Annotated in this window: 24 protein-coding genes; 12 read left to right on the forward strand and 12 right to left on the reverse strand. The window is 71.8% G+C overall.

Features of this window, described 5'->3' with window-relative positions; translation table 11 throughout:
* Window position 1: 1 nt before the first annotated feature.
* The gene (rocD, locus tag ACFZAT_RS01960; protein WP_391258663.1) at window positions 2-1,207 is read right to left on the reverse strand and encodes an ornithine--oxo-acid transaminase; all 1,206 of its coding nucleotides are present in this window, start codon (window positions 1,205-1,207) and stop codon (window positions 2-4) included.
* 179 nt (window positions 1,208-1,386) lie between these two features.
* Between rocD and trpS the strand changes: the two genes are divergently transcribed.
* Entirely contained in the window at window positions 1,387-2,400 is a 1,014-nt protein-coding gene (gene trpS / locus ACFZAT_RS01965; protein ID WP_391258666.1) for a tryptophan--tRNA ligase, read from the forward strand.
* A 106-nt stretch (window positions 2,401-2,506) separates the two neighbouring features.
* The gene (locus ACFZAT_RS01970) at window positions 2,507-3,100 is read left to right on the forward strand and encodes a 2'-5' RNA ligase family protein (protein ID WP_391258668.1); all 594 of its coding nucleotides are present in this window, start codon (window positions 2,507-2,509) and stop codon (window positions 3,098-3,100) included.
* 5 nt (window positions 3,101-3,105) lie between these two features.
* Here the strand turns inward: ACFZAT_RS01970 and ACFZAT_RS01975 are convergent, their stop codons facing one another.
* Complete coding sequence (locus ACFZAT_RS01975) at window positions 3,106-3,894, reverse strand: decaprenylphospho-beta-D-erythro-pentofuranosid-2-ulose 2-reductase (RefSeq protein WP_018101109.1); 789 nt, start codon at window positions 3,892-3,894, stop codon at window positions 3,106-3,108.
* A 30-nt stretch (window positions 3,895-3,924) separates the two neighbouring features.
* Window positions 3,925-5,265 carry an FAD-binding protein gene (locus ACFZAT_RS01980; protein ID WP_391258671.1) on the reverse strand — a complete coding sequence of 447 codons (1,341 nt, stop codon included), beginning with the start codon at window positions 5,263-5,265 and terminating at the stop codon, window positions 3,925-3,927.
* A gap of 140 nt (window positions 5,266-5,405) precedes the next feature.
* Here ACFZAT_RS01980 and ACFZAT_RS01985 point away from each other — a divergent pair, with 140 nt between their 5' ends.
* On the forward strand, window positions 5,406-6,362 hold the full coding sequence (locus tag ACFZAT_RS01985) for a YhjD/YihY/BrkB family envelope integrity protein (RefSeq protein WP_391258674.1): 957 nt from the start codon (window positions 5,406-5,408) through the stop codon (window positions 6,360-6,362).
* On the opposite strand, the gene ACFZAT_RS01990 is transcribed toward ACFZAT_RS01985, so the two are convergent.
* A complete protein-coding gene (locus tag ACFZAT_RS01990) occupies window positions 6,310-7,578 on the reverse strand; it encodes a D-alanyl-D-alanine carboxypeptidase family protein (protein ID WP_391258677.1) in 1,269 nt (422 codons plus the stop codon). The two genes, ACFZAT_RS01985 and ACFZAT_RS01990, sit on opposite strands and share 53 nt — an antisense overlap.
* A gap of 121 nt (window positions 7,579-7,699) precedes the next feature.
* Here ACFZAT_RS01990 and ACFZAT_RS01995 point away from each other — a divergent pair, with 121 nt between their 5' ends.
* The 3 genes from ACFZAT_RS01995 to ACFZAT_RS02005 all read left to right on the forward strand — a co-directional run bounded on the left by ACFZAT_RS01995 (window position 7,700) and on the right by ACFZAT_RS02005 (window position 11,053).
* Window positions 7,700-7,945: an SCO4848 family membrane protein gene (locus tag ACFZAT_RS01995; protein ID WP_265541947.1), complete on the forward strand. Its 246-nt coding sequence runs from the start codon at window positions 7,700-7,702 to the stop codon at window positions 7,943-7,945.
* 65 nt (window positions 7,946-8,010) lie between these two features.
* Window positions 8,011-9,279 (forward strand): metallophosphoesterase, encoded by a 1,269-nt coding sequence (locus ACFZAT_RS02000; protein ID WP_391258680.1) that lies wholly within the window; start codon window positions 8,011-8,013, stop codon window positions 9,277-9,279.
* 220 nt (window positions 9,280-9,499) lie between these two features.
* A complete protein-coding gene (locus tag ACFZAT_RS02005; protein ID WP_391258683.1) occupies window positions 9,500-11,053 on the forward strand; it encodes an ABC transporter substrate-binding protein in 1,554 nt (517 codons plus the stop codon).
* Window positions 11,054-11,131: 78 nt separating this feature from the next.
* Here ACFZAT_RS02005 and ACFZAT_RS02010 read toward each other — a convergent pair whose 3' ends face one another.
* A complete protein-coding gene (locus tag ACFZAT_RS02010; RefSeq protein ID WP_391258686.1) occupies window positions 11,132-11,857 on the reverse strand; it encodes a TetR family transcriptional regulator in 726 nt (241 codons plus the stop codon).
* A gap of 28 nt (window positions 11,858-11,885) precedes the next feature.
* Window positions 11,886-13,157, reverse strand: coding sequence for an MFS transporter (locus ACFZAT_RS02015; protein WP_391258689.1), 1,272 nt, complete (start codon window positions 13,155-13,157; stop codon window positions 11,886-11,888).
* A gap of 95 nt (window positions 13,158-13,252) precedes the next feature.
* Here ACFZAT_RS02015 and ACFZAT_RS02020 point away from each other — a divergent pair, with 95 nt between their 5' ends.
* A complete protein-coding gene (locus tag ACFZAT_RS02020; RefSeq protein WP_073964332.1) occupies window positions 13,253-13,762 on the forward strand; it encodes a MarR family winged helix-turn-helix transcriptional regulator in 510 nt (169 codons plus the stop codon).
* A gap of 59 nt (window positions 13,763-13,821) precedes the next feature.
* Here the strand turns inward: ACFZAT_RS02020 and ACFZAT_RS02025 are convergent, their stop codons facing one another.
* The 6 genes from ACFZAT_RS02025 to ACFZAT_RS02050 form a co-directional block, all read right to left on the reverse strand.
* Entirely contained in the window at window positions 13,822-14,400 is a 579-nt protein-coding gene (locus ACFZAT_RS02025) for a hypothetical protein (protein WP_391258692.1), read from the reverse strand.
* A 152-nt stretch (window positions 14,401-14,552) separates the two neighbouring features.
* Window positions 14,553-15,329 (reverse strand): succinate dehydrogenase iron-sulfur subunit, encoded by a 777-nt coding sequence (locus tag ACFZAT_RS02030; RefSeq protein WP_018519182.1) that lies wholly within the window; start codon window positions 15,327-15,329, stop codon window positions 14,553-14,555.
* Window positions 15,329-17,083, reverse strand: a complete 1,755-nt coding sequence (gene sdhA / locus ACFZAT_RS02035; protein ID WP_391258696.1) for a succinate dehydrogenase flavoprotein subunit — start codon at window positions 17,081-17,083, stop codon at window positions 15,329-15,331. Before sdhA ends, ACFZAT_RS02030 begins: the two co-directional genes overlap by 1 nt.
* 29 nt (window positions 17,084-17,112) lie before the next feature.
* On the reverse strand, window positions 17,113-17,586 hold the full coding sequence (locus ACFZAT_RS02040) for a succinate dehydrogenase hydrophobic membrane anchor subunit (RefSeq protein WP_073964328.1): 474 nt from the start codon (window positions 17,584-17,586) through the stop codon (window positions 17,113-17,115).
* Window positions 17,587-17,591: 5 nt separating this feature from the next.
* The gene (sdhC, locus tag ACFZAT_RS02045) at window positions 17,592-17,972 is read right to left on the reverse strand and encodes a succinate dehydrogenase, cytochrome b556 subunit (protein ID WP_026171265.1); all 381 of its coding nucleotides are present in this window, start codon (window positions 17,970-17,972) and stop codon (window positions 17,592-17,594) included.
* A 243-nt stretch (window positions 17,973-18,215) separates the two neighbouring features.
* The gene (locus ACFZAT_RS02050; protein WP_391258699.1) at window positions 18,216-18,725 is read right to left on the reverse strand and encodes a 2-oxo-4-hydroxy-4-carboxy-5-ureidoimidazoline decarboxylase; all 510 of its coding nucleotides are present in this window, start codon (window positions 18,723-18,725) and stop codon (window positions 18,216-18,218) included.
* A 321-nt stretch (window positions 18,726-19,046) separates the two neighbouring features.
* On the opposite strand from ACFZAT_RS02050, the gene ACFZAT_RS02055 reads away from it, so the two are divergent.
* The 5 genes from ACFZAT_RS02055 (at window position 19,047) to ACFZAT_RS02075 (ending at window position 24,655) form a co-directional block, all read left to right on the forward strand.
* Window positions 19,047-20,642, forward strand: a complete 1,596-nt coding sequence (locus ACFZAT_RS02055; protein ID WP_391258702.1) for a family 20 glycosylhydrolase — start codon at window positions 19,047-19,049, stop codon at window positions 20,640-20,642.
* 128 nt (window positions 20,643-20,770) lie between these two features.
* The gene (locus tag ACFZAT_RS02060; RefSeq protein WP_391258703.1) at window positions 20,771-21,610 is read left to right on the forward strand and encodes a DUF4328 domain-containing protein; all 840 of its coding nucleotides are present in this window, start codon (window positions 20,771-20,773) and stop codon (window positions 21,608-21,610) included.
* A 153-nt stretch (window positions 21,611-21,763) separates the two neighbouring features.
* Window positions 21,764-22,360 (forward strand): hypothetical protein, encoded by a 597-nt coding sequence (locus ACFZAT_RS02065; protein ID WP_391258706.1) that lies wholly within the window; start codon window positions 21,764-21,766, stop codon window positions 22,358-22,360.
* 340 nt (window positions 22,361-22,700) lie between these two features.
* On the forward strand, window positions 22,701-23,534 hold the full coding sequence (locus tag ACFZAT_RS02070) for a sigma-70 family RNA polymerase sigma factor (RefSeq protein ID WP_391260185.1): 834 nt from the start codon (window positions 22,701-22,703) through the stop codon (window positions 23,532-23,534).
* Entirely contained in the window at window positions 23,534-24,655 is a 1,122-nt protein-coding gene (locus tag ACFZAT_RS02075; protein ID WP_391258709.1) for a hypothetical protein, read from the forward strand. Before ACFZAT_RS02070 ends, ACFZAT_RS02075 begins: the two co-directional genes overlap by 1 nt.
* Window positions 24,656-24,665: the final 10 nt, after the last annotated feature.

A 24,665-nucleotide genomic window follows, 5' to 3' on the forward strand; every position in this document is an offset into this window, starting at 1 on the left:
CTCAGCCCCGCAGGACCTCCCGCAGCTGGTCGAGCCCCCAGTCCAGGTCCTCCTTGCCGATCACCAGCGGCGGTGCGATCCGGATCGTGGAGCCGTGGGTGTCCTTCACCAGGACCCGGCGCTCCATCAGCCGTTCGGAGATCTCGCGGCCGGTGCCCAGCTCCGGTTCGATGTCCACGCCCGCCCACAGCCCGCGTCCCCGTACCGCCCGGACCGCGCCGCCGCCCACCAGGAGCCCCAGTTCGTGGTGGAGGTGGTCGCCCAGCTCGGCGGCGCGCTGCTGGTACTCGCCGGTGTCCAGCATGGCGATGACCTCCAGCGCCACCGCGCAGGCCAGCGGGTTGCCGCCGAACGTCGAGCCGTGCTCCCCGGGGCGATACACCCCGAGCACCGCCGCCGACGACACCACGGCCGACACCGGCACCACACCGCCGCCGAGCGCCTTGCCCAGGAGGTACACGTCGGGGACGACGCCCTCGTGCTCGCAGGCGAAGGTCTTCCCGGTCCGGCCCAGACCGGACTGGATCTCGTCCGCGATGAACAGCACGTCCCGCTCGCGGGTCAGCTCCCGCACCCCGGCGAGATAGCCGGGCGGCGGCACCAGCACGCCCGCCTCGCCCTGGATCGGCTCGATCAGCACCGCCACGGTGTTCTCCGTCATGGCCTCGCGCATCGCGGTGAGATCCCCGTACGGCACGATCTCGAAGCCGGGGGTGTACGGGCCGAAGTCGGCACGGGCCTCCGGGTCCGTGGAGAAGCTGATCACCGTGGTCGTGCGGCCGTGGAAGTTGTCGGCGGCGACGATGATCTTCGCCATGCCGTCCGGGACGCCCTTGACCCGGTAGCCCCACTTGCGGGCGGTCTTCACCGCCGTTTCGACGGCCTCCGCCCCGGTGTTCATCGGGAGCACCATCTCCATGCCGCACAGCTCCGCGAGGCGCGTGCAGAAGTCGGCGAACCGGTCGTGGTGGAAGGCCCGGGAGGTGAGCGTCACGCGTTCCAGCTGGGCGCGCGCCGCATCGATCAGCCGGCGGTTGCCGTGGCCGAAATTGAGCGCCGAGTATCCGGCGAGCATGTCGAGATAGCGGCGGCCCTCGACATCGGTCATCCAGGCCCCGTCCGCCGTGGCGACGACGACGGGCAGCGGGTGGTAGTTGTGCGCGCTGTGCGCCTCGGCGGAGGCGATGGCGTTTTCCGTGGTCGACACGGGATCTCCGATCGTCGTGCGGCGTGAGCCGAGGTTGGGCCCACTTTGTATCGTCGGTCGGTTCGGCCGCGAGGAAACCTTCGGTTCACGGCGCGCCCGCGCATGTCGCTGCGGAGGCCCGGCGGGCGATTCCTCCACCGGCTGCCCGGGAAGGGCCGCACACCTGAGACAATGAGCCCATGGCCTCTGAACGTCCCCGCGTGCTCTCCGGAATCCAGCCCACCTCCGGCTCGTTCCACCTCGGCAACTACCTCGGCGCCGTCCGCCAGTGGGTGGCCCTGCAGGAGTCCCACGACGCCTTCTACATGGTGGTCGACCTGCACGCGATCACCGTCGCGCAGGACCCGGCGGAGCTGCGGGCCAACACCCGGTTCGCCGTCGCCCAGCTGCTGGCCGCCGGACTCGACCCCGAGCGCTGCACGCTGTTCATCCAGAGCCATGTGCCCGAGCACGCCCAGCTGGGCTGGGTCATGAACTGCCTGGCCGGGTTCGGCGAGGCGTCCCGCATGACGCAGTTCAAGGACAAGTCGGCCCGGCACGGCGCCGACCGCACCACGGTCGGCCTGTTCACCTACCCGATGCTGATGGTCGCCGACATCCTGCTCTACCAGGCCGACCAGGTCCCGGTCGGCGAGGACCAGCGCCAGCACCTGGAGCTGACCCGTAATCTCGCCGAGCGCTTCAACAGCACCTACGGCGAGACCTTCACCGTCCCGGACCCGTACATCCTCAAGGAGACGGCGAAGATCTACGACCTCCAGGACCCGTCCTCGAAGATGAGCAAGTCGACGGCGAACCCGAAGGGCCTGATCAACCTCCTGGACGAGCCGAAGGCCACCGCCAAGAAGGTGAAGAGCGCCGTCACCGACACCGACACGGTGATCCGCTTCGACCGGGCCGGGAAGCCCGGCGTCAGCAACCTGCTGACCATCTACTCGACGCTCACCGGGGCCACGGTGCCGGAGCTGGAGCAGAAGTACGAGGGCAAGGGCTACGGCGCGCTGAAGACGGACCTCGCCGAGGTCATGGTCGACTTCGTCACACCGTTCCGCACGTGGACGCAGGAATATCTGGACGACCCGGAGACGCTGGACTCCATCCTGGCCGAGGGCGCCGAGAAGGCGCGGGCCGTGGCGGCGGAGACCCTGGCGCTCACCTACGACCGGATGGGCCTTCTGCCCGCGAAGCACTGAGTCCAAGGACCCTGGCGGCGGAGGGCTCGCAGGCGGCACACTTACGGCGTGAGGCCTGCGGCCGTCAGTGGCTGAAAACAGACCACCGAGGATTGAGGAGAACGACGTGGGGACCGTAACGCTCGGCGTTTCGATCGCGGTCCCGGAGCCCTACGGCAGCCTGCTCCAGGAGCGCCGCGCGAGCTTCGGGGACCCTGCCGCACACGGCATTCCCACCCACGTCACCCTCCTGCCGCCGACCGAGGCCGAGGCGGCCGACCTGCCCGCGATCGAGGCGCACCTCGCGTCCATCGCGGTCGGCGGCCGCCCCTTCCCGATGCGGCTCTCCGGCACGGGCACCTTCCGCCCGCTCTCTCCGGTCGTCTTCGTCCAGGTGGTCGAGGGCGCCTCGGCCTGCTCCTGGCTCCAGAAGCGGGTACGGGACGCCTCCGGGCCGCTGACGCGCGAGCTCCAGTTCCCGTACCACCCGCATGTGACCGTCGCCCACGACATCTCCGAAGCGGCGATGGACCGGGCGTACGAGGAGCTCGCCGACTACGAGGCGTCCTGGATCTGCGGCTCCTTCGCACTGTACGAGCAGGGCCGCCTGGACCGTGTCTGGCGCAAGATCAACGAGTTCCCGTTCGGTGCCGGGGGCGCGGGCCCCGCCGTTCCCGCGCAGAGCGGCAGCACCCTGGACGCCCCCTCCCTGCACCCGTAGCAGGGTCAGACCGGCAGCCGCCGGAACAGCGGCCGGGGCACGTGCCGCAGCGCGGACATCACCGCGCGCAGCGCCCCCGGCACCCACACCGTCTCCTGGCGCCTGCGCAGCCCGGTCACGATCGCGTCCGCCACCGCACCCGGCGTCGTCACCAGCGGCGTCCGGGTGAACGGGATCGTCGCCAGCGGCCCCCCGGCCTCCCGCACCCCCGCCGCGTCCGGCACCACGAGCCCCGGGCGCACCACCATCACGTGCACCCCCGTGCCGTGCAGCGCGTCGCCGAGGCCCTGCGTGAACACGTCCAGGCCCGCCTTGCTCGACCCGTAGATGAAGTCCGCCCGCCGGGCCCGCTCACCGGCCACCGAGGACAGCACCACCAGCGAACCGTGCCCCTGCGCCTGGAGCGCGCCCGCGCACACCAGCCCGGCGGAGACCGCGCCGGTGTAGTTCGTCTGCGCCACCCGGACCGCCGCGAGCGGTTCCTCCTCGTCGCGCCCCTGGTCGCCCGGGATGCCGAAGGCGAGCAGCACCATGTCGATGTCGCCCTCGGCGAAGACCTTGCCGAGGACCGTCTCGTGGGACTCGGTGTCCAGCGCGTCGAACGCCACCGTCTGGACGTACGCCCCCCGGTGGCGCAGGTCCTCCGCCGCCGCCTCCAGGGCGGGCGAGGGGCGGCCGGCCAGCCAGACCGTGCGGGTGCGGTGGGCGATCAGCCGGCGTGCGGTGGCGAGCCCGATCTCCGACGTGCCGCCGAGGACGAGCAGGGACTGCGGGGCACCGAAGGCATCCTTCACGGGAACGCTCCTTGCAGGGGAAGAGGGGGTCTACAGCGACAGCCGGCGGGACAGGTCCGAGCGGAACGCCCCGTTCGGGTCCAGTTCGGCCCGCAGCGCCCGGAACTCGGGCAGTCGCGGGTACATCGCGGCGAGTGCGCCGGGGCGCAGCCGGGCGTCCTCGGTCAGGCAGACCCGGCCGCCCGCCGCCGCCACCTCCTCGTCCAGCGAGTCGAGGAAGCGGGCGAGCCCCGGCAGACCGGCCGGCAGATCGAGGGAGAGGTGCCAGCCGGGCGCCGGGAAGGACAGCCAGCCCGGACCGCCCTCGCCGCACCGCCTGAGCACCGCCCGGAAGGACGGGCAGCGGCTGCGAGCGATGCGCCCGACGATCCGGCGCAGCGTCTCCTCCTGCCCGTGCCCGACCAGGAACGCGTAGTGGATGCGGCCGCCGGTGGGCGAGACGCGGTTGCTGTGCGGCCGGACGTCCAGGGCACGGAAGAAGGCCCCGACGGGCTGGAGTTCGCCGGTGCGGGACCGGGGCGCGGAGCGGTAGCCGAACTCGTTGAGCGCGGTGGCGGAGAGCAGGCCGAAGAGGCGGGGCAGCAGCGGCAGCGCGGCGGGGCGGCGCGCCGGGCCGGGGGAGAGCGCGGTGCGCCGGGCGTGCGCCGGGAGCGCCCGCACCGGGACGTGGTCCGCGCGGACCAGGACGCCGCGCCCGGTGGCCCGGCCCCGGGCGGTCAGGTCGATCCGGGCGTACTCGTACGGGCGGTGGCCGCGAGCCATCCGGCCCAGCAGGTCGTCCAGCCCGGCCGCCCGCTCGGTGTCGACGGACATCAGCGCCGTGGTCACGGGCCGGAACCGGAGTGTGGCCGAGAGGATGACCCCGGTGAGGCCGAGGCCGCCGGCGGTCGCGTCGAAGAGCGGGCTGCCCGGCCGCACCGTGCGCACCTCGCCGTCCGCCGTGAGCAGCGTGAACTCCGTGACGTGGCGGGAGAAGGAGCCGGCCGCGCGGTGATTGTCGCCGTGTGCGTCCGAGCCGATCGCGCCGCCCACCGTGACGTAACGCCCGCCGGGCACCACCGGCGGGAACCAGCCGAGCGGAAGCATCACCTCGCGCAGCCGGTGCAGTGTCGTGCCCGCGTCGCAGACCACCAGCCCGGCCGCCGCGTCGATCGTGCGGACGCGGTCCAGTGCCGTCATGTCCAGCACCGAACCCCCGGCGTTCTGCGCCGCGTCGCCGTGTGTCCGGCCCAGACCCCTGGCGATCGAGCCGCGCGGCCCGCAGCCCAGCACGGTCGCCGCGGCCTCCTCGTAACTACGGGGGCGGAAACGCAGCGCGGTCGTCGGGGCGGTGCGGCCCCAGCCGGTCAGGGACACGGTGTCGACAGACATGAGGGTGACCGTATCGTCCGGGATAACACCTTTGAGGGATTTGTTACAACACTCACCGAAATGGGTGATTGAGGGTCCGTCATCTTCTCCACCTCGCACCGGGCTTCGGTTTTCGCGCGCCGGAGGGGTAGCAGTGACCTATGGACTGGCTGAAAAATCTCCCCGTCATCGGGCCACTCGTCTCCCGGCTGATGGAGACGCACGCGTGGCGCAGTTACGAGACGCTGGTGCGGGTCCACTGGGCCCGGCTGGCCGCGGCCATCACGTTCATCAGCTTCCTCGCGCTCTTCCCGCTGATCGCGGTCGGCGCGGCGATCGGTGCCGCGCTGCTGACCGACAAGCAGCTGGACAGGATCGAGGACAAGATCGCCGAGCAGGTGCCCGGCATCTCCGACCAGCTCGGCATCGACAGCCTGGTGGCCCACGCGGGGACGGTCGGTCTGGTGGCCGGTGCGCTGCTGCTCTTCACCGGTGTCGGCTGGATCGGCTCCATGCGGGACTGCCTGCGCGCGGTCTGGGAGAGGGACGACCTGGACGAGGGCAATCCGGTTCTGCGCAAGCTCAAGGACGCCGGGGTGCTGTTCGGGCTCGGCGGCGCGGCGCTGGTGACGCTCGCGATCTCCTCGGTCGGCTCGGTGGCCGTCGGCTGGGTCGCCGACCTGCTCAACATCCCCGAGAACGGGGCGGGCGGGGTGCTGCTGCGGATCGCCGCCCTGCTGGTGGCCGTCGCCGCCGACTTCCTGATGCTGCTCTACCTGCTGACGCTGCTGCCCGGTGTCGAACCGCCGCGCCGCCGGCTGATGGTGGCCGCGCTGGTCGGCGCGGTCGGGTTCGAACTGCTCAAGCTGCTGCTCGGGAGCTATATGAGGGGCGTCGCCTCCAAGAGCATGTACGGCGCGTTCGGGGTGCCGATCGCCCTGCTGCTGTGGATCAACTTCTCGGCGAAGCTGCTGCTGTTCTGCGCCGCCTGGACGGCGACGCCGAGCAAGGAGGACGAACCGGCGGCGGACGCGGAGGAGGGCTCCACGCTCGCCGCCCGGCGCGTCACGGGCGGGAACGGCGACGCATCAGGTCCGGCAGCGGCCAGCGCCGGTTGACCAGGAACACCCCGCCGGCCAGCAGGACCAGCACGCCGCCGACGATGCCCAGCGCGATCCCGACCCCGCCGGAACTGTCGGTGGCGGCCGCCGCCCGCGCCGCCTTGTCCGCTCCCCGGCCGCCCTCGTCCGCCTTCTCCGCCTCGGCACCCTTGCCCGCGCCCTCGGTGTCCGCGCCGTCGCCGGTGACCGCGGACTTCGGCGGGACCAGCTCACCGACCGGGGTCACCTTGCCGGTCGCGGCGAACCCCCAGTCCAGGAGCCGGGCCGCCTCCTTGTACACCGCGTGAGTCTCGTCGTCGGCCGGGTGCATGACGGTGACCAGGAGGACCTTGCCGCCCCGCTCGGCGACACCGGTGAAGGTGTTGCCGGCGTGCGTGGTGTAGCCGTTCTTGACGCCGGCGATGCCCTTGTACGCGGTGACGCCGTCGGCCCCGGTGAGCAGCCGGTTGGTGTTCTGGATGCCGAAGGTCTCGCGCTTCTTGCCCTTCTTCTGCTCACCGGGGAACTGCGCGGTGGAGGTCGAGCAGTACTCCCGGAAGTCCGCGTTCTGGAGCCCGTCGCGGGCGAAGAGCGAGAGGTCGTACGCGCTGGAGACCTGCTCGGGCGCGTCGTACCCGTCGGGCGACACCACGTTCGTGTCGAGCGCCTGGAGCTCCTCCGCGCGGTCCTGCATGGCCTGGACGGTCTTCGGCACCCCGCCGTACATCGAGGACAGGACGTGCACCGCGTCGTTCCCCGAGCGCAGGAAGACCCCGAGCCACAGGTCGTGCACCGTGTAGCTGAGGTCCTCCTTGATGCCGACGAGGCTGCTGCCCTCGCCCATGCCGGCCAGGTCCTCGTCCTTCACCGTGTACTCCCGCGTCTTCGGCAGGAGCGCCGGATCACCGAGGAGCGTGTCCGCGAAGAGCATCTTCAGCGTGGACGCCGGGGGCAGCCGCCAGTGGGCGTTGTGCGCGGCGAGGACCTCGCCCGTCTCCGCGTCCGAGACCATCCACGACCGGCCCGTCAGCTCCTTGGGCAGCACCGGGGCGCCGGGCCCGAGATTGACCTGGGTGCCGGACCGCCCCAGCTGCGCGCCGCCGATCTGCGACATGGTCGCCGGGGGCTTCGGAGCGTCGTCGTCCCCGTCGGCCGCCGAGGCGGGCGTGACGACAAAAGCGGACAGCAGGGCGGCAGAGGTGACCGCCAACGCGGCCTTCTTGAGAGCTGGCACGGTCGAAAACGTACATGCAGTTGATGTGAATATATGTACTGGCGCCGTGACCCGCCGGGCGGGCCGCCGGGACGGACCACCCCGCCCGAGCCCCCCGGAACGCGGCGGCGATACTGAATCCATGAAGCTCAGCCGCCCGGTCTCCTGGTTCCTGCTCGCCTTCGGGGCGTGGTCGTGGGTCATCTGGGTCACCTTCGTGAAGAATCTCTGGAAGGACGGCAGCGGCCTCGCCTTCGACGACGCCGGTGACCCGACCGCGTACTTCTGGGTGCATCTGCTGCTCGCCATCACGTCCTTTCTTCTGGGGACGGGTGTGGGCTGGATCGGGTTCCGGGGCGTCAGGGCCCTGCGCGCCGAGAAGGCTTGAAACCACCGGTCCCGGCCGGGACCTGAATCGGGCGATACCGGGACGGACGGGGCAGGGGAGCGGGTATGCGGGTCGTGGTGGCCGTTCTGGCAGCGCTTGTGGTGCTCGCCCTGCTCGTGGCCGTGCACCGCTATGTGTGGCGCCGGCTCGTCGGTGACACGACGCGCCGGGGCAGCCCGTGGCGCAGGGCCGGCACGATCGCCGCTTACGCGCTGCCTCTGCTCAGCGCCGGCGCCCTGGTCGCCGGGCCCGCCGGGGCGCCCTTCCCGGTCCAGCGGGCGCTGGCCTGGCCCGGCTACCTCTGGCTCGCCGCGCTGCTCTATCTGACGCTCGCCCTGCTCGCCGGCGAGGCCGTACGGCCCCTGCTGCGCCGGTGGCTCGCGCGCCGGGCGGCGCCCGTACGGGAATCCGCGCCGGTACGCGAACCCGCGCCCGTCCCCGTAGCGGCGTCGGCGCCGGAGGCCGGGCCCGCGCCGGAAGCGGGACCCGCCGCGCCGCCCCTCCCCGCCCCGTCGCGGCGGCTCTTCGTGGCGCGGGCGGTCGGGGGCGCCGCCGCCGTCGCCGGGTTCGGGACCGTGGGCTACGGGGCGTACGGCGTGCTGCGCGGCCCCCGGGTGAAGCGGGTCACCGTGCCGCTCGCCCGGCTGCCCAGGTCCGCGCACGGTTTCCGCATCGCCGTCGTCAGCGATATTCACCTGGGCCCGATCCTGGGCCGCTCCCATACGCAACGGATCGTGGACGCGGTCAACCGGACCCAGCCCGATCTCATCGCGGTCGTCGGTGATCTGGTCGACGGATCGGTCGCCGATCTCGGCCCGGCCGCCGAACCGCTCGCGGGCCTCCGCGCCCGGCACGGGGCGTTCTTTGTCACCGGCAATCACGAGTACTACTCCGGCGCGGCCCAATGGGTTGATCATGTAAGGGAATTGGGCCTGCACCCACTGGAGAACGCCCGGGTGGAGACCGGCGGTTTCGATCTGGCCGGAGTCAATGACATCGCCGGCGAGAGCGAGGGGCAGGGCCCCGATTTCGCCCGCGCCCTCGGCGACCGCGACCCCGCCCGCGCGGTCGTGCTCATGGCGCACCAGCCCGTGGTCATCGACGAGGCCGTCGAGCACGGCGTGGACCTGCAGTTGTCCGGGCACACCCACGGCGGCCAGCTGTGGCCGGGCAACTACGTTGCGGAGCTGTCCAATCCGACCGTCGCCGGGCTCGAACGCTACGGCGACACCCAGCTCTACGTCACCCGGGGCGCCGGAGCGTGGGGCCCGCCCGTGCGGGTCGGCGCCCCCTCCGACATCACCGTTGTCGAGCTCGCCTCCCGGCAGGCGTAATCACCCTCGTACGCACGCGAAATGGCGAAACGGGTGACCGTCCGGGAACCCTCTGTATTCGGGGTAAGCGTCAAAGGTTTCGACTGACAAACAATTGGCTATGAGCCTCTGATCTCCCCTTCCAGATGTGAAAATCGTGTGATTTGCTTGGCGCGAACGTGCGGTGATCTGCGTATCTGAGCGCGACACCGAGGTGGGGCAGTTAAGGGAGAGCACGTCAATGCGGTCGATCCGGCTACGGATTCTCGCGATTTTCGCGGTATTGGTCATCGCAGGCGTGGTCGCCTGGCAACTGCTGCCCTCGGACGAGGGGAACTCCGATCCGGTCGTCGTCGGGACGACCGACGCGGTGACCTCGCTCGACCCGGCGGGCGCCTACGACGCCGGTTCCTGGGCGATGTACAGCAACGTCTACCAGTCCCTGATGACGTTCAAGTCCGGCGGCATCGTCCCCGAGCCGGACGCGGCCGAGAGCTGCGGCTTCATCGGCGCCAAGCTCCAGACGTACCAGTGCAAGCTCCGTGACGACCTGACGTTCTCCAACGGCGACAAGATCACCGCCGAGGACGTCAAGTACTCGTTCGACCGGATGCTGGAGATCAAGACGGACGTCGGTCCCTCGGTCCTCTTCCCCAGCCTGAAGAACGTGGTCACCGAGGGCCGGGTCATCACCTTCAACCTCTCCTCGCGGGACGCGACCTTCCCGCAGAAGATCGCCACGGGCGCCGGCTCCATCGTGGAGAAGGACGCCTACGCGGAGCACAAGCTGCGCAACGACGGCCAGGTGACCGGCTCGGGGCCGTACGTCCTGAAGTCCTACGAGGCCGGCGTGAAGGCCGAACTCGTGCCGAACTCGCGGTACAAGGGCGCGGTCACCAAGACCGGCGGCCCGATCACCGTGCGGTACTACAAGGAGTCCGACGACCTCCTCTCGGCCTGGAAGTCCGGCCAGGTCGACGTGACGCACCGTCAGCTGCCGCCGGCCACGCTCGCCGCGCTCGACCCGGGCGACAGCGACAAGCGCGTCACCGAGGCGGACAGCGCCGAGATCCGCAACCTCGTCTTCAACGTCCGCAAGGGCGCCCCGCTCGCCGACCGCAAGGTCCGCCAGGCCATCGCCTCGGTGATCGACCGCGGCCCGCTGGTGAGCAAGGTCTACCAGGGCACCGTCGAACCCCTCTACTCGCTGATCCCGCAGGGCACCATCGGGCACAGCACCCCGTTCTTCGACGCCTACCCCGCGCCGGACACCAAGCGTGCGAAGGCGCTCATGGAGGAGGCCGGCATCCAGACGCCGCTGCCCGTCCTCTTCGCCTACCGCGAGGGCGACCAGTACGTCGCGGAGACGAAGGAGATCCAGCGTCAGCTGAACGCCACCGGGCTCTTCAAGGTGACGATCAAGGCCGTCGAGTGGACCCGGTTCCAGAAGGGCTACGCGGCCGGTGAGTACGACATGTACACCGTCGGCTGGCTCCCGGACTACCCGGACCCCGACACCTTCAGCCAGCCGCTCGTCGGCCGTGACAGCAGCCTCCACAACGGCTACACCAGCAAGAAGATGGACGAACTGATCAGCGCCACGCTGCAGTACAGCGACCGCAGCCGGGCCTCCGGGGACTTCAAGGAGCTCCAGAAGCTGGTCGGCGAGGACGTACCGCTGGTGCCGCTGTGGCAGAAGAAGGACTACGTCATCGCCAAGGCGGACGTCTCCGGCTCGCAGTACCTCTCCGACGGCACGGGCGTGTGGCGCCTGTGGGAGCTCGGCTGGATCTGATCCGCGACCGGGGCGCGGGCGGCTAGGGGGTGTCTTGTCGATCAGGGTCGGGTCAGGCCATGATCGGCAAGACACCCCCTAGGACTTCACCGGTCCGGCCGCCCGCGCCGTCGTTTCCGGCAGGAACTCCTCCAGCACCTCGGCCACTTGGCGCACCAGCGGTCGCACCACCCGGAACCGGGACAGGGCCAGCGCGCGGGCGGCGATCGGCACCGTACGCGTCACCAGGCGGCGGCTGCGGGCGGCGCCGTCCGTCCGGTCGTACACCCAGAAGAGCACCAGGCCCATATGCGCGAGCCACATCAACCGTGGCAGCAGCGGGGTCAGTTCGGGGTCCGTCCGGGTGGTGGAGCCGGTCAGGCAGCGCTCGTGGATGGCGATGACCGCCTCGCGGGCGGTGACCGACTCCGGTGAGAACGGGCTGAGCGGGCTCTCCGGATCGGCCGCGTTCTTGAAGAACTGCGTGGCGAAGGGGCGGTACGGCTCCGCCACGTCCAGCCAGGTCAGCAGCACCCCGCGCAGCCGTGCACCGAGGTCCTTCTCGCCGCCCAGGACCGGCCGCACCGCCTCCGCGTGCTCGGCGGCGAGCCGGTCGTAGAAGCCCTGGACCAGGTGCTCCTTGGAGGAGAAGTAGTAGTAGGCGTTCCCGACGGAGACGCCCGCCTCCTGGGCGATGGCCCGCATGGTCGTCCGGTCGTAGCCGCGCTCCTGGAAGAGCCGGAGCGCGGTTTCGAGGATCAGCGCACGGGTCTGCTCGCTCCGGGGGGCCTTGACGGCCTTCACGTCGTTCTCTTCCTTCACCACGGCCCCGAGCGTATCCGGGCCGCGCCCGCTATCCCGCCGCGGGAGTCGTCCCGGCCGGCGCCCCGGCCTCCCGCGCCGCGCCACCGGCGTCCGGCACCCCGAAGCGCCGTACGCCCGGCACCAGGGCGGTGCCCGCGCAGGCCGCACCGGCGAGCAGCCCGGCCACGGCGAGCGGGGTCTCCGTGTTCCAGGCGGAGGCGGCGAGCGGGGCGAGGGTGTAGCCCAGCGGCATCGCGGCCAGCGAGAGCAGCCAGTCGTACGAGGTCACCCTGGCCAGGACCTGCGGCGGCACCGCGGACTGGACGGCCGTCTCCCAGACCGGGTTGAGGAAGCCGAGACCGGCCATGGCGATCCCGTACGCGGTGAGCGAGACGGGCACCGGGGCGTGCGCGGCCAGCAGGCAGAGCGGCAGCACGTACAGCGCGCCGGCGAGATTGGCGGCCAGGACCGCCCGGCGGGGCCGGAGCCGGCCGGCCACCAGCGAGCCGAGGAGCAGGCCCACCGCACCGGTCTGGAGGAGCAGGACCCAGCTCCCCTTGCCGCCGGGGCCGTTGACGAAGAGGGCCGGGCCGAGCGTGGTCAGCACGGCCGCCGCCCCGTTCCAGGCGGCGTGCGCGATCAGGCTCGTCCAGTACCAGTCGCGGCCGCGGACCTCGGCCCAGCCGTTCTTGAGGTCGCCGAGCAACGAGCGCCGGGGGATGGGCACATGGCGGACCCGGATCACGTACAGCAGGGCGGCGCTCACCGCGAAGCTGGCACCGTCCAGCACGAAGGCCCAGCCCGGTCCGGCGGTGAGGATCAGGGCCCCGGCGACGGCGGGCCCGCCGAGCCGCGCGGTCCCGGAGGCCACCGCCATCAGCGAGTTGGCGCGCAGCAGCCCCGGCTCGTCCACGGTGCCCCGGACCAGCGGGGCGGAGGTCGGCATCGCGAAGGCGCCGGCGGCGCCCCCGACCGCCTCGGCGAGCGCGATCTGCCAGAGGGCCGGGGTGCCCGAGAGCAGTTCGGTGCCGACGAAGAGCTGGGTCGCGCACCGCACGAGGTCGGTGGTCAGGGCCACCGTACGGGCGTTGAAGCGGTCGCCCACGACACCGCCCAGCGGGAGCAGCAGCAGCTTGGGCACCATCGCGCAGCCCAGCACCAGGGCAAGGGCGCCGGTCGAGCCGGTGGCCAGATAGACGGCGAGGGTGAGCGCGGCGGGGATCGCGGAGTCGCCCAGCATCGACAGCGAGCGGCCGATGAAGAGCAGCCGGAACGAGCGTGTCCTCAAGGGATGCGCCGTGGGCGGCGCAGGGGTGACCATGCGCCGCAATCTATTTCGGTACCGAAGTATCCGTCAACGAGAATTACGCTTCCGAAGGACTCCGTCCGCCGGGGCGTCCGCGTAGGCTGAGCGCCATGGAGCGACGCGACTGGACCGACGGGCACGTGGAGCGGTGGAGACCCGTGCTTCCCGAGCTGGACGCGGACGTCGAGGGCGCGGTGACCCGGATGAAGAAGCTCTCCGTCCACCTGCGCCGGGTGCGCGAGCAGTCCCTCGTCGACTTCGACCTGGACCGGCAGGAGTTCGACACCCTGCACAAGCTGGCCGGGCGCGGCGGCACGGCGGCCCCGTCCGAACTGGCCGCCGACCTCGACCTCGCCCCCGCGTCCGTCACCGGCCGGCTGGACGCCGTCGAGCGCCGCGGCTTCGTCCGCCGCACCCCGTCCACCACGGACCGGCGCCGCGTCGACGTGGTGCTGACGGACGAGGGCCGGTCCACCTGGCGCGGCGCGATGGCCTTCCTCGGGCACGAGGAGGAACGGCTGCTCGGCGTCCTGGACGCGGACGAGCGGGCACTGCTCAACGACATGCTGCGGCGCATCATGGTGGTCGCGGAGGACCGCGGCGGGGCGGCCTGGGACTGAGCCCGTCACAGAGCGGACCGGCCGCGTCCTCCCCGCCCCGCGCCGCGGGGTGTCCGCCCTCAGACGCTCATCGAGCGGGCGGTGTTGACCTGGGACATCACCATCGCGAAGGTCTCCGGGTGGGTGGCCGGGATCATCGTGGAGTGGTGGCGGCCGCCGCTGGTCACCGTCACCTGGACGAAGCCGGTCGTCTGCTTCTGCTTCATCAGCAGGAAGAGCAGGCCGATCAGGCAGGCCAGGGCGAAGATGATCGCCAGCACGATGGCCACCGGCGGGATCTTCTCCTCGGTGCGCGACATGTCCGTCGCCGTCCACACCGCGCCCTTGAGGGGCATCGTCCCGGAGGGCGTCACGATCGAGTCGCTCATCACCGTGATGTCCCCGATGGACAGCACCGGCGTCCCGCCGCCCGCCGGAGCCGCGCCCGGATACCCGTACCCCTGGGGCTGCTGCGACGGATACCCGTAGCCCGGCGGCTGCGAGGGCGGGCCGGAGAGCGGCTGCGGGTAGCCGTAGACCGGGTTGCCGGCCGCCGGATAGCCGTAGCCCTGGCCGTTCGGCGCGCCGGGAGGGGTCCCGGGCTGCTGGGAAGGTCCCCACTTGTATGAGTCGTCCGCGTACGGATTCGGATCGCTCAACGTGCCCCCGCTCTCGCTCCCCCGCGCATCCCCGTGCGGCGGTGGGTGAACCGACCACCGGTTCCGCACGACCGTACCGTCCGGGCCGCCCCGGCGCAGCAAGAGGCCCGGACCCCCGAGGGGGTCCGGGCCTCTTCACGGGCGCGCGGGGATCAGAAGCGACGCGTGATCAGCGCGCGCTTGACCTCCTGGATCGCCTTGGTGACCTCGATGCCACGCGGGCAGGCGTCCGTGCAGTTGAACGTGGTGCGGCAACGCCACACACCGTCACGGTCGTTGAGGATCTCCAGGCGCTGCTCGCCGCCCTCGTCGCGCGAGTCGAAGATGAAGCGGTGCGCGTTGACGATCGCCGCCGGGCCGAAGTACTGGCCGTCGTTCCAGAACACCGGGCACGAGGACGTGCAGGCGGCGCACAGGATGCACTTGGTGGTGTCGTCGAAGCGCTCGCGGTCCTCGGGGGACTGCAGACGCTCGCGGGTCGGCTCGTTCCCCTTGGTGATGAGGAAGGGCATGACGTCGCGGTACGCCTGGAAGAACGGGTCCATGTCGACCACGAGGTCCTTGAGGACCGTGAGGCCCTTGATGGCCTCGATCGTGATCGGCTTCTCCGGGCTCAGGTCCTTGATCAGCGTCTTGCAGGCGAGCCTGTTCTTGCCGTTGATCCGCATGGCGTCCGAACCGCAGATGCCGTGCGCGCAGGACCGGCGGAACGTGAGCGTCCCGTCCTGGTTCCACTTGATCTTGTGAAGGGCGTCGAGCACACGCTCCTTCGGGTCGATCTCGATCTGGAAGTCCTGCCACTGGGCCTCGTCGGAGACCTCGGGGTTGAACCGCCGGATGCGGAACGTGGCCGTGATGTACGGCGAGTCGGCGAAGCCGGCCTCGGGCTCGGGCGCCTTGTCGGCCTTGTCCAGGGTGGGTGTAGCCATCAGTACTTACGCTCCATCGGCTGGTAGCGGGTCTGGACGACCGGCTTGTAGTCCAGCCGGATCGACTCGGTGCCGTCCTCGGCGACCTCGCGGTACGCCATGGTGTGGCGCATGAAGTTGACGTCGTCGCGGTTGGGGTAGTCCTCGCGGTAGTGACCGCCGCGGGACTCCTTGCGCGCCAGCGCCGACGTCGCCATGACCTCGGCGAGGTCGAGCAGGTTGCCCAGCTCGATGGCCTCCAGCAGGTCCGTGTTGAACCGCTTGCCCTTGTCCTGGATGGACACGTCCAGGTAGCGCTTGCGCAGCTCCGCGATCGTGTCGACCGCGGTCTTGATCGTCTGCTCGGTGCGGAACACCATCACATTGGCGTCCATGCACTCCTGGAGCTCCTGGCGGATCGTCGCGACCCGCTCGGTGCCCGTGGAGTTGCGCAGCCGCTCGACCTGGTCGACCACCTGCTGCGCCGGGTTCTCGGGAAGCTCGACGAAGTCGCTCTTCGCGGAGTATTCGGCGGCGGCGATGCCCGCGCGGCGTCCGAAGACGTTGATGTCGAGCAGCGAGTTGGTGCCGAGGCGGTTGGCGCCGTGCACCGACACGCAGGCGACCTCGCCGGCGGCGTACAGGCCCGGGACGACGGTGGTGTTGTCGGCCAGCACCTCGCCCTCGACGTTGGTCGGGATGCCGCCCATGGCGTAGTGCGCGGTCGGCTGGATCGGGATCGGGTCCGTGTAGGGCTCGATGCCGAGGTACGTACGCGCGAACTCGGTGATGTCCGGGAGCTTGGCGTCCAGCTGCTCCGGCGGGAGGTGCGTCAGGTCGAGATAGACGTGGTCGCCCTCGGGACCGCAGCCGCGGCCCTCGCGGATCTCCGTGTAGATGGAGCGCGAGACGACGTCACGGGAGGCGAGGTCCTTCATGACGGGCGCGTACTTCTCCATGAAGCGCTCGCCGTCCTTGTTGCGGAGGATGCCGCCCTCACCGCGGGCGCCCTCCGTCAGCAGGATGCCCATGCGCCAGATGCCCGTCGGGTGGAACTGGAAGAACTCCATGTCCTCCAGCGGCAGACCCCGGCGGTAGCAGGCGGCCTGGCCGTCACCGGTCAGGGTGTGCGCGTTCGACGTCACCTTGAAGAACTTGCCGGTGCCGCCGGAGGCGTAGATGACCGCCTTCGCCTTGAAGACGTGGATCTCGCCGGTGGCCAGCTCGTACGCGACGACGCCGGCGGACTTCTTGACGCCGTCCTCATCGACGACCAGCTGGTCCAGGACGTAGAACTCGTTGAAGAACTCCACGCCCTCCTTGACGCAGTTCTGGTACAGCGTCTGGAGGATCATGTGGCCGGTGCGGTCGCCCGAGTAGCAGGCGCGGCGGACCGGGGCCTCGCCGTGGTTGCGGGAGTGACCGCCGAAGCGGCGCTGGTCGATCCGGCCCTCGGGAGTGCGGCCGAACGGCAGGCCCATCTTCTCCAGGTCGAGAACGGCGTCGATGGCCTCCTTCGCCAGGATCTCGGCGGCGTCCTGGTCGACCAGGTAGTCACCGCCCTTGATCGTGTCGAAGGTGTGCCACTCCCAGTTGTCCTCCTCCACGTTGGCCAGCGCGGCGGCCATGCCGCCCTGCGCGGCGCCCGTGTGGGAGCGGGTGGGGTAGAGCTTGGTCAGCACGGCGGTGCGGCTGCGCTTGGTCGACTCGATGGCCGCGCGCATGCCGGCGCCGCCGGCGCCGACGATGACGGTGTCGTACGTGTGGATCTGCATGGTCTACCTCTGGTCTTCGGGCCCGGCGCCTAGCGGATGTTCGGGTCGAAGGTGAAGATCACCAGCGTGCCCAGCAGGACGGTGAACACCGTGGCGGTGTACAGCAGCATCTTCAGCCAGAAGCGGGTGTTGTCCCGTTCGGCGTAGTCGTTGATGACCGTACGCAGACCGTTGGCGCCGTGCAGCATGGCGAGCCACAGCATCGCCAGGTCCCAGACCTGCCAGAACGGCGAGGCCCAGCGGCCCGCCACGAAGGCGAAGCCGATCTTGGAGACGCCGCCGTCCAGCACCAGCTGGATCAGCAGGTGGCCGATGACCAGGACGACCAGCACGATGCCCGACAGGCGCATGAAGAGCCAGGCGTACATCTCGAAGTTGGTGCGCGAGCCCTTGGGGGTCTTGCCGGTCCGCTTGCGCGGCGGCTCGATGACGGGGGCCGGGTTGTCGACGTCGTACAGGCTCACGCCTTCGACTGCGCCGATCGCGGAAGTCTCGGTGGACATGGGCCTCAGCTCCCGAAGAGTTCGCGTACGGCGTGGCCGAGCACGGGGTACAGGGCACCCAGCATCAGCACGATCCAGATGCCCAGCACGACCCAGAGCATCTGCTTCTGAACGCGCGGGCCCTTGGCCCAGAAGTCCACGGCGACGATGCGCAGACCGTTCAGCGCGTGGAAGAGAATCGCGGCCACCAGGCCGTATTCCAGCAGCGCGACGATCGGCGTCTTGTACGTGGACACGACGTCGTCGTACGCCTCGGGGGAGACGCGGACGAGGGCGGTGTCCAGGACATGCACGAACAGGAAGAAGAAAATGAGGACACCGGTGACTCGATGAGCCACCCAGGACCACATGCCTTCCCGGCCGCGGTACAGCGTTCCAGCCGGCACGGAAGAACCCTCCGGGAGCGGGGATTGGGGTCGGCCGGCTTGACTGTCGGTCTGACCCGGCCGGGTACGGTCCACCGGCCCCGGCCATCGTAGCGACGGATTGTCGGTTCGATCGCGCGGGGCCCTCCGGTGTGATCAAAGTGGCAACGAAACAGGCACGGACGGGCTATGGACAGCCCGCCGTGACCCTGCTCGGCCCCTCCGCGCCGGGGAATCCGGGCTGCGCGGCCCGCCCCGAACCCGTTATCGACTCGATACCAACGCGGCCAGGCGGCCCCGGGCGAGTCGCCGCATCTCGTCCGCCGTGACCGCCCGCTCCCGGTCCTCCTCGTGCGCGAGCCGGGCCCGGATGCCGGCCAGGACCTGGTCGGGGTGCTCGGCGGGCGGATAGCCGTCCAGGCAGATCACGAAGACATGGCCGAACTTGCGTTCGTACTCGGCGTGGGCGGCGGCCAGCGCGAGATGGGCGGAGCGCGGCGCGTCCGCCCGCAGCCCCGGGGACACCTCGGCCGCCAGCGCCTCGGCGTGATCGGCGGGGGCGAGGTCGTAGGCCGCCTCGTCGGCCGCGGCGAGCAGCGCCTCCGCGTCCGGGTAGGGGCGGTGGGCGGCGAGCCGCCGCGCCCAGGCCGCGCTGCCGAAGCAGCCGAGCAGGGCCGCCTCGGCCTCGGGGGCGGGTGCGCCGTTGAACCGGGGCAGGTCCCAGGCGTGCGCGGCGGACCGGGCGGGGGTGCCGCCGCGGTGCTGCACGGGCACGGCGGTGCGCCGGGCGGGCCGGGGCGGCCGCTCGGGGAGGCCGGCGTGGGACTCGCTGGACCTGGACAGCGTGGGCTCCCGAAATGGAGAGACTGAAGGGACTGAGGGGGCTCAACGCTAGCGAGGAGGGGATAAGGGCGGGCGAAGGATGCGCGAATTTCACCCGGACGGGAGAGTTTCGCGATGCCTGGCGAGCGGATGTGTGAGGAGAATGCCCGGTTACCTCCCTACATCTGCACCGTTTTCTCGCAGTTCTGCTCCCTTGTGTTCCCTTGTGCTCCCTTTCTTCCCCCCTTCCCCCGAACCGGAGGTTTCTGACAGATGGCACCCTCACGCGGCGCCCTCCTGGCCGTGACGGCGGCGGCCGCGGCGAGCGTCGCCCTCGTCGGCTGCGACGGCTCCGGAACCGAGCACGGCAACGGCCCCGAGACGTCCCGTGCGGCCTCGTCCCCGTCCCCCACCCCGTCCCCGACCCGCAGTTACCCGCTCTCCAGGACGCCTCGCACCATCCCCGCCGTACGCGAGCACACCCCCGCCCACGGGCCCGGCTGGAAACCCGGCAAGGACAGCGGGGTCGTCCTCGCGAAGGGCAGCGGCAAGCTGGCCGACGAGGGGAAGCTGCTGGCCGGGGAGCTGAAGATCCACTACCGGGGCGAGGTGTCCGCCCGCGCCGGTGACGTGGAGCTGGCGCTCACCCCGAAGGCGTCCGGCGGGCCGGAGTCGTACACCCTGCGCACCGCCGACGGGCGGGTGCGGGTCAGCGGCCCCGGTGAGGCCGGCGTCTTCTACGGCACCCGCACCCTCAAGCAGTCCGTGCGCGCCGACGGCTCGATGCCCGAGGGCGAGGTGCGCGACCGGCCGGACAAGCCGCAGCGCGGCCTCAACCTCGACATCGCCCGCAAGCACTACACCGCGTCCTGGATCGAGGACCGGATGCACGAGATGGCCGACCTGAAGCTCAACCAGCTCGGCCTGCACTTCTCGGACGACCAGGCGTTCCGCATCGAGTCCGACACGCACCCCGAGGTGGTCTCGCCGGACCACCTGACCAAGAAGCAGGTCCGGCACATCGTGGACCTGGCCGGCCGGCTGCACATCCAGGTCGTTCCGGAGATCGACTCGCCGGGCCACCTCGGCGCGGTGCTGCGCGCCCACCCCGACCTCCAGCTGCACAACGTCTCCGGCGTCGCCTCGACCGGATCGCTCGACATCTCCAAGCCGGGCGCGGCCAAGCTGATCGACGAGCTGCTCGGCGAGTACGCGGAGCTGTTCGGCGGCGAGTACTGGCACCTGGGCGGCGACGAGTACCGGGCGCTGATGGCGAGCAACCCGGCCGCGTCCTACCCGCAGCTCCAGCGCGCGGCCGTCGCGAAGTACGGCTCCGGGGCCGGCATCTCCGACCTCGCCACCGGCTGGCTCAACGACCGGGCGGAGGTGATCCGCAAGCACGGCATGCGGCCGAAGGCGTGGAACGACGGCCAGTTCCGCGACAGCAAGGTGCGCGCCGACAAGGACATCGAGGTCGAGTACTGGACGGGCAAGGAGTACGGGGCCCGGTCGCCGGAGGAGTATCTGCGCGAGGGCCGCAAGGTCCTCAACCTCAACGACGAGTTCATGTACTACGTGCTCGGCCAGCCCAACGCCTTCGTCTACCCGACCGGCAAGCGGATCTACGAACAGTGGACCCCGCTCGTGCTGCGCGGCACCACCCCGGTCCCGGCCCGCTACTCGGACCAGATCCTCGGCGGCCGGTTCGCCGTCTGGGGCGACTTCCCGAACGCCCAGACCGCCGAGCAGGTCGCGGCCGGCATCCGGATGCCGCTGCGGGCGACGGCCCAGAAGCTGTGGGTCCCGGGCAAGCCGAAGCTGAGCTACGCGGAGTTCCAGTCGCTGGCGAAGGAGATCGACGCGGGCTGAGTCACTGGAAACGCCTCTGACCATGGACAATGCGGCCGCCGGGCATTACGTTCCGGTGGCCGCGTCGTCCGGGGAGGGACGCGCGCGCTTCTCGCGTCGACGTCCGAATCCTGGGGGGTTCCGTTTCCATGCTCTGTTCACTCTGCGGTACGAGACCGGTCGACTCGGCCGATGCGCGGTGCGCCGTGTGCGCCGGAGCGGCGGACGCCGCTCCGGCGGACTTTGGCCGGGGCCGGGCCCGGGCCGGCAGCACCGGTGTGACGCCGAACGGGCCCCGGCTCGACCAGCTGCGCTCGCCGGTGGGCCTCGCCAAGGCGGTGTGCGTCCTGCTCGGTGCCGTGGCCGTCGCGGACGTGCTGTCGATCGCCGCCGGTGTCCACAGCCGCATGCTGCTCGCGGAGGGGCTGGACGACGGCTTCCTCTCGGTGAGCGACGACGAGTTGACCCTCGCCGACAACCTGACCGGGGCCGCGGCGTCCCTCCAGGCGTTCACCCTCCTGGCGACGGGCATCGTCTTCCTGGTGTGGTTCCGCCGGGTCCGGCGCAACGCGGAGGTGTTCGACGCCTACGCCCACTCGATGCGGCCCGGCTGGGCGATCGGCGCCTGGTTCGTCCCCATCGGCAACCTGTGGCTGCCGTTCCGGGTGGCGAGCGGCATCTGGACGGCGAGCGCACCCATCGGCACCCCCGGCGGCCGGCCCGCCGCGCCGCGCGGCACGCTGAACGCGTGGTGGGCGGTGCTGGTCGTGGACCAGATCGTGAGCCGGGGTGCCGGCCGCTACTACGCCCGCGCGGAGAGCGGCGACGCGATGGTGCGCGGGCTCGACATGCTCGCGGTCGGTGACGCGCTGGACATCGGCGCGGCGGTCCTGGCGATCCTGTTCGTCCGCAGGCTGACGGCGATGCAGTCCCGGCGCGCGGACCTCGGCCCGGTCCCTGCGGTGCCGCACCCGCTCCAGACGGGCTGAGGGGGACACGGGATGTTCCGGAGAGGGCGGCGGTAATCGGCCATCGACAGTGACGCTTTTCGGCCATTCGGCGCTGAATGCGATAACAGGAAGCGCTGCGCCCCCCTGTGTCCCGGCATGGGGCACATACGGGAGGGCTGACAGGAGACGCCGATGAGCCTGCTCGACCTGATCGCCGCCGCCGACGAACGCGGGCTCGCCGCCGCAGCGGTCGCCTGCCTCGAACGCTGTCTGCCCCAGCCCGCCCGGGGCCCCGCCCCCGACCCCCTGCGCCCGCTCTGGGCCGCCTGCGCCGAGCCCCGCCTCTGGGCCGCCCGCCTCGCCGAGGCCCGCACCGCGCTGGATTCCCTCGCGGACCCCGGCACCCCGGCCACCGCCCTCGCGGACCCCGGCGCATCCGCCGCCCGCGTCCGGGACCTGCTCGCCGCCGCCCCGACCGAGCGGGCGGGCGAGGCGCTGCGCGGCTGGGCGGACGCCTGCTCGGTGCTGGCCCTGGAGGTCCACCTCGGCCACGACACGACCGCCCCTGCCGCCCCGGACCCGGTGGCGCGCTGCCGGGCGGGCGACCCCTCGGGCGCGGGCCCCCTGCTCGCGGGCGAGGCGGCCCGCCAGACGGCGATCCTGGAGATGCTGGCGGCCATGGACGAGGACGCCCCGGCCACGGCGGGGCTGCGCCAGATCCGCGACGTCTCCACGGAGGGCCGCCGGATACTCGGCGCGGCGGCCCGGCGGGGGCGGGTGCGGTCCTGAGCGCCTGACGACAGGGCGTACGTCGCGTCCGTGACCGGGGCGGCAGGACGTCCCCGGCGCCCTCGACCAGCCGCCGCGTGGCGGGGAGAACGAGGACGACCGGGGCCGCCACCCCCCACAGGAGAGGCCCCGGTCGTCTTCCGCGGGGTCGCAGGACGACCCCGTACTCATCTCTGCGCCGTGGGTGCGTTTTCTGTCACACCGGGGCGGGCGATGGAATGTTGCGGGTTGTACAAGTCATGGACGCGGTGCACGCCAAGGACGTAGCGTGCTGAGTCGCGCAGGGTGGCGCGGCAGTGGTGACCAGCTGCGATTCGGACAGCAGGGCAGGGTTGAGGGAGTGCTGGGGGACGACGCGGGGCTTACTGCCGCGGTGCTCGCGGCACAGCGCGGGGACGAGGACGCCTTCCGTACTGTGTACCGCGCTGTGCAGCCGCGGCTGCTTGGCTACATACGGACACTGGTGGGGGAGCCCGACGCCGAGGACGTGGCGTCCGAGTCGTGGCTTCAGATAGCCCGTGACCTCGACCGTTTCAGCGGGGACGCCGACCGCTTCCGGGGCTGGGCCGCGCGGATAGCCCGCAACCGCGCGCTGGACCATCTCCGGATGCGCGGCAGGCGCCCGGCCATCGGCGGCGACGAGACGGAGCTCTCCGACAAGCCGGCGGTCTCCGACACCGCCGACGAGGCGATCGAGTCCCTGGCGACCGGGCGCACCATGTCGCTCATCGCCCAGCTGCCGCAGGACCAGGCCGAGGCGGTGGTGCTCCGGGTGGTGGTCGGCCTCGACGCGAAGAGCGCCGCGCAGACGCTCGGCAAGCGGCCCGGCGCGGTCCGCACCGCCGCCCACCGCGGGCTGAAGCGGCTCGCCGAACTGCTCGGGGCGGACGCGGCCGGGACCGCGGCCCAGCGCCCGGGCGGCGGCGACGGAAGGACGGGCCCCGGCGCGGACCAGATCCCCGGCCACCCCGGCCCCGTGGACGGCGGTCGCCGTTACGAGGGCGAGCCGGAGGGCCCCGAGGCGCCCTCGGCGGCCTTCCGGGAGAATGCGGGGGACGCGCCGGAACGGACCGGTGAGCTCGGCGCCGTACCCGTACAACGCCCCCCGCGCACCGGCCTGGTGGCTCCCGCCGGTGTGACGCATTCGCGTCTGTGGACGCAGAAGGACATGTGATGGCCGACGAGCAGTACGCATGGCTTGACAAGGAAGCGGCGGAGAAATTGCTCCGCGGCGAACCGGTCGACCCTGCCGAAGGCCGTCCCCGCCAGGACGCCGAACGCCTGGCCGCCGCCCTCGACGCCGTCGCCCGCACCGCCCGCCCCGCCGCCGGTGAACTCCCCGGCGAGGCCGCCGCGCTCGCCGCCTTCCGTGTCGCCCCCCGCCGCGCCCGTACCGCCGGGGCCGCGACCGTGCACGGCGACGACACCGATACGACGGTGCTCCCCCCGGTCCGCATAGGCAGGGCGGCCGGCCCCGAGCGCGATGGGCGCCCGTTCCGCTGGAGCAGGCCCCTGCGCTTCGGGCTCGCCGCCTCGCTGGCCTGCTGTGCCATAGGAGGGGTGGCCGTGGCCGCCGGGTCCGGGATGCTGCCCGGGCCCTTCAGCCGGCACACCCCCTCACCGGCGACCTCGGTCTCGGCCGCCGAGTCCCCCGAGGAACTGGGCACCGACGTCCTCCCCGACGACGAGACCTCCGCGCCCCCGCGGCCCGGCACCCCGACCCCGGACGCCCCGCCCCCCGGCGGCCGCACCGGCGCCGGCCCCGACTCCGGCGACCAGGACACCGCGCGCCCCGGCGGCGGCGCGTCCCACGACGACCCGGGCGGCAAGGACGACGGGACCGGCACCGACCGGACGGGCGGCAGCCGCACCGGCGGCGGGACGGACCCCGGCGACGGCGGCTCCGACGACGACGGCGGGAGCGAGGACCCCTCGAAGGGGAACGGCCACTCCGGCGACGACTCCTCCGGCTCCTGGTACGCCAAGACCCTCCAGGCGTGCCGCGACTACCGCGACGGCACGCTCGACGCCGACCGCCGCACCCGCCTCGAAGCCCTGGCCAAGGGCGCCCGCAACCTGGACCGGTTCTGCGACCGGCTGCTCGCCGCCGAGGACGGCAAGCACGGCAGCGGCGCGGGCGACGCCGAGCAGGGCGGCGACGCCTCCGCGCCGCTCCCCGCCATCCGGTTCACCGAGTCGCCCGCCCCTTCGACGGCGGGCATCGCGCCGGACCCGGAGCCGACGGAATCCGCCACGGAGGACCCCCGGCCGGCCGCCTCCGTGCGGGCCCGCTGACCCTTGCTAC

The organism is Streptomyces sp. NPDC008163 (assembly GCF_042956885.1).
Lineage (GTDB): Bacteria > Actinomycetota > Actinomycetes > Streptomycetales > Streptomycetaceae > Streptomyces > Streptomyces drozdowiczii_A.